Raw genomic sequence first — 1685 nt, 5'->3', positions numbered from 1 at the left:
CTGCGGCAGCTCCTACACAAGACCGTGTTGTTTCAATGCCCACTCGACATGCTCGCGCACCAGTTCGGACGGATGTTCGCGTCGCGCCTTCAATGCCTCCAGTACCGGAATCGTTGAAGGCGCATTTCCCAAGCCCACCGCCAAGTTGCGCAGCCAGTTTTCGTAGCCGGCCCGGCGCAAGGGAGAACCTTCGGTGCTGCTGAGGAATTTATCCTCGTCCCACATGAACAACTCGGCCAGTCCGGCGTTGTCCAGGTTGTGCCGTGGCTTGAAATCGCTTTCGCCGGACGGACGGGCAAAGCGGTTCCACGGGCAGACGATCTGGCAGTCATCGCAACCGAACACCCGATTACCGATCAGCGGTCGCAGCTCTTCGGGGATGGCGCCCTTGAGTTCGATGGTCAAATAGGAAATACAGCGCCGGGCGTCCAGCACATAGGGGCCGACGAAGGCGTTGGTCGGGCAGATGTCGAGACAGGCGCTGCAGCGGCCGCAGTGTTCGGTGGCATGGGGTGGATCCACGGGCAACGGCAGGTCGACGAACAGTTCGGCCAGGAAGAAATAACTGCCAGCCTTGCGATTCAAGACCAGGGTGTTTTTGCCGATCCAGCCCAGACCCGCTTTCTCTGCGATAGCTTTTTCCAGCACGGGAGCGCTGTCGACAAACGCGCGATAACCAAACGGACCAATCTCGGCCTGGATTTTTTCCGCCAGTTGTTGCACGCGTTTGCGGATCAATTTGTGGTAATCGCGGCCCAAGGCATAACGCGAGACGTAGGCTTTTTCCGGTTGGGCGAGCAATTGCGCCATTCTGGTATCGCCCGACAGGTAGTCCATGCGCAGCGATACCACGCGCAAAGTGCCTGGTACCAGTTCTTCGGGGTGCGAGCGTTTGCTGCCGTGGGCGCCCATGTATTCCATTTCGCCGTGGTAGCCGGCTGCAAGCCAGCGTTCCAGGTGCTGCTCATGCTCGGCGAGGTCCAGGCCGCTGATGCCGACTTGTTGAAAGCCCAGCTCACGGCCCCAGTCCTTGATGGATTGGGCGAGGGCAGGCAGATCTGTGGTAATAGCGGGCATGAGGCGAGAGAAACCGGAGCTGAGGTGCGTATAATTCTGCCAGACATCGGAGCCCGTAGACGCATGCCGCACACTAAAGATGATTTACCCGACGCGCTGTACAGCGCCGCGCAGGTCCGAGGGCTCGATGCGAGCCTGATCGCGGCTGGCACATCGGGCTTCGAATTGATGCATCGCGCCGCACGGGCCACCTGGCGAGCGCTGGTCCGGCATTGGCCGGCGGCGAATGAATTAACGGTGGTCGCAGGCCACGGCAATAACGCTGGCGACGGTTACCTGGTTGCCGTGCTGGCCAAGCGCGGCGGGTGGACGGTACGGGTTCTGGCGGCAGGCGATCCCCGGCAGCTGCGCGGTGATGCGGCTTCGGCCCATGCCGAAGCGGTGTCCGAAAACGTGGTCATCGAAGCGTGGAGCGCGCAATCGGACTACCGGGGCATTGTCCTCGACGCCTTGCTCGGTACCGGCTTGGCCGGGGGTGTGGGCGGGCCGGACGCCCGTGTCATCGCCGCGGTCCACGCCAGCGGCCCTCCGGGGGGGGCGGGGGGGATCCCCCCCCGGCCCTGGTCTTTTTCACCACTCTCCCCCGCGCCGCGAAAGGAGAGCGTGGG

2 protein-coding genes are annotated in these 1685 nt (G+C 62.8%); one reads left to right on the top strand and one right to left on the bottom strand.

The window, feature by feature from the left end; all coding sequences use genetic code 11:
* Positions 1-12: 12 nt before the first annotated feature.
* Positions 13-1077, bottom strand: coding sequence for a tRNA epoxyqueuosine(34) reductase QueG (gene queG / locus PG5_RS32670; protein WP_020801357.1), 1065 nt, complete (start codon positions 1075-1077; stop codon positions 13-15).
* 63 nt (positions 1078-1140) lie between these two features.
* Between queG and PG5_RS32665 the strand changes: the two genes are divergently transcribed.
* The coding region (locus tag PG5_RS32665; RefSeq protein WP_042955992.1) for an NAD(P)H-hydrate epimerase at positions 1141-1685 on the top strand (545 nt) is incomplete at its 3' end.

This window comes from Pseudomonas sp. G5(2012), from assembly GCF_000408945.1.
Taxonomy (GTDB): domain Bacteria; phylum Pseudomonadota; class Gammaproteobacteria; order Pseudomonadales; family Pseudomonadaceae; genus Aquipseudomonas; species Aquipseudomonas umsongensis.
The sequence above is the reverse complement of the archived record's forward strand: the minus strand, read 5'-3'. Positions and strand labels throughout refer to the sequence as shown.

Bases quoted from the DNA above. Each gene is read 5' to 3' on its own strand.
- queG (WP_020801357.1), bottom strand. From the start codon at position 1,077: ATGCCCGCTATTACCACAGATCTGCCTGCCCTCGCCCAATCCATCAAG.